At 52.7% G+C, this 2,500-nt stretch carries 2 rRNA genes (1 of these 2 cut by a window edge); both read right to left on the reverse strand.

The annotated features are described in order from the left end of the window. Window positions 1-30 precede the first annotated feature (30 nt). Window positions 31-145 (reverse strand): 5S ribosomal RNA (gene rrf / locus ACXADQ_RS02245). Between the two features lie 90 nt (window positions 146-235). After that, window positions 236-2,500 (reverse strand): 23S ribosomal RNA (locus ACXADQ_RS02250) (it continues 599 nt past the right edge of the window).

Consider the following 2,500-nt stretch of genomic DNA (forward strand, 5'->3'; position numbering starts at 1 on the left):
TAGTAGAGAGATCTACTTGGTTATTGCTAGGTTTGGCGGTTACCTACTCTCCCACACCTTAAGATGCAGTACCATTGGCGTTAGAGCACTTAACTTCCGAGTTCGGGAAGGGATCGGGTGTTTTGCTTCTGCTATGACCACCAAACCGAGTAATAACCAAGTGTCCAAGGCAGTACGCTGTACTTAGTGTTGTGTATGCTTTTGATTTGATTGAACAGTCTTGCTGTTACTGGATCAAATCAAGCCTATCGGACCATTAGTACCGGTCAACTGAATGCATTACTGCACTTACATCTCCGGCCTATCGACGTGGTGGTCTACCACGGTCCTCAGGGATACCTTGTTTTGAGGGGGGCTTCCCGCTTAGATGCCTTCAGCGGTTATCCTGTCCGATCATAGCTACCCAGCACTGCTCCTGGCGGAACAACTGGTACACCAGTGGATCGTTCACCCCGGTCCTCTCGTACTAGGGGCAACTCCTCTCAAGTATCCTACACCCACGGCAGATAGGGACCGAACTGTCTCACGACGTTCTAAACCCAGCTCACGTACCTCTTTAAACGGCGAACAGCCGTACCCTTGGGACCTGCTCCAGCCCCAGGATGAGATGAGCCGACATCGAGGTGCCAAACACTGCCGTCGATATGGACTCTTGGGCAGTATCAGCCTGTTATCCCCGGCGTACCTTTTATCCGTTGAGCGATGGCCCTTCCACTCGGGACCACCGGATCACTATGGCCGTCTTTCGACTCTGCTCGACTTGTCAGTCTTGCAGTCAGGCTGGCTTCTGCCATTGCACTCAACGAGCGATTTCCGACCGCTCTGAGCCAACCTTCGCGCGCCTCCGTTACTCTTTAGGAGGCGACCGCCCCAGTCAAACTACCCGCCACACAGGGTCCCGGACCCAGATAATGGGCCGCGGTTAGACATCAAGCAAAGCAAGGGTGGTATCTCAAGGGAGGCTCCACCAGAACTGGCGTTCTGGTTTCAAAGCCCACCACCTATCCTGCACATGCTTGGCCTGATGCCAGTGTGAAGCTGTAGTAAAGGTGCACGGGGTCTTTCCGTCTAACCGCGGGAAGCCTGCATCTTGACAGGCAATTCAATTTCGCTGAGTTTATGTTGGAGACAGCGGGGAAGTCGTTACGCCATTCGTGCAGGTCGGAACTTACCCGACAAGGAATTTCGCTACCTTAGGACCGTCATAGTTACGGCCGCCGTTTACTTGGGCTTCAATTCAAGGCTCTCACCTCTCCTTTTAACCTTCAAGCACCGGGCAGGCGTCAGACCCTATACGTCGTCTTGCGACTTCGCAGAGCCCTGTGTTTTTAGTAAACAGTCGCCACCCCCTGGTTTGTGCCCCCAGTCAATACTTGCGTAGAAACCGGGCCTCCTTCTCGCGAACTTACGGAGGTATTTTGCCGAGTTCCTTCAACATAGTTCTCTCAAGCGCCTTGGTATTCTCTACCAGTCCACCTGTGTCGGTTTAGGGTACGGTCTGATAGGAGGGCTATTTCCAGGAACCAATCAGCAGCCCATTCAATCCGATAAGGATGAACTACCTTCATGATCCGTCACCACTCCACGGCCCAGGAATATTAACCTGGTTCCCATCGACTACGCATTTCTGCCTCGCCTTAGGGGCCGGCTTACCCTGCTCAGATTAGCTTTAAGCAGGAACCCTTGGACTTTCGGCGACAGTGTCTCTCACACTGTTTGTCGCTACTCATGTCATCATTCTCACTAGTGATCTCTCCACCGGATGCCTTACAGCCCGGCTTCACAGAAAGCACTTGATCTTGTGCTACCGCCTTTGGCTACTTGAGCACAGTTACCTGCGCCAAGACCTTTGGCGATAATAAAGATCAGTGCTATGTCACACTACGCTCCGCTACCATGCACTATGTGCATCCTCAGCTTCGGCTCATGGCTTGAGCCCCGTTACATCTTCGCCGCAAGACAACTTATTTAGACCAGTGAGCTGTTACGCTATCTTTAAAGGATGGCTGCTTCTAAGCCAACCTCCTGGTTGTTTTGGTCGTCTCACCTGCTTTCCCACTTAGCCATGAATTAGGGGCCTTAGCTGGAGGTCAGGGTTGTTTCCCTCTCCACCACGGACGTTAGCATCCGTGGTGTGTCTGCCATCTAGTACTCCCGGGTATTCGGAGTTTGGTTAGGATCAGTAAGCCTGTGGGGCCCCATTACCCATCCAGTGCTCTACCCCCCGGGGTATTCGGATGACGCTCTACCTAAATAGATTTCGCGGAGAACCAGCTATCTCCGAGTTTGATTGGCCTTTCACCCCTAGGCACAACTCATCCCGACCTTTTTCAACAGGTGTGGGTTCGGCCCTCCAGTAAGTGTTACCTTACCTTCAGCCTGGTCATGCCTAGATCACTCGGTTTCGGGTCTGATCCCACGAACTCGACGCCCTATTAAAACTCGCTTTCGCTGCGCCTACACCTAACGGCTTAAGCTTGCACGTGAGACCAAGTCGATG

The sequence above is a fragment of the Thalassovita sp. ABM4_323 genome, assembly GCF_056158665.1.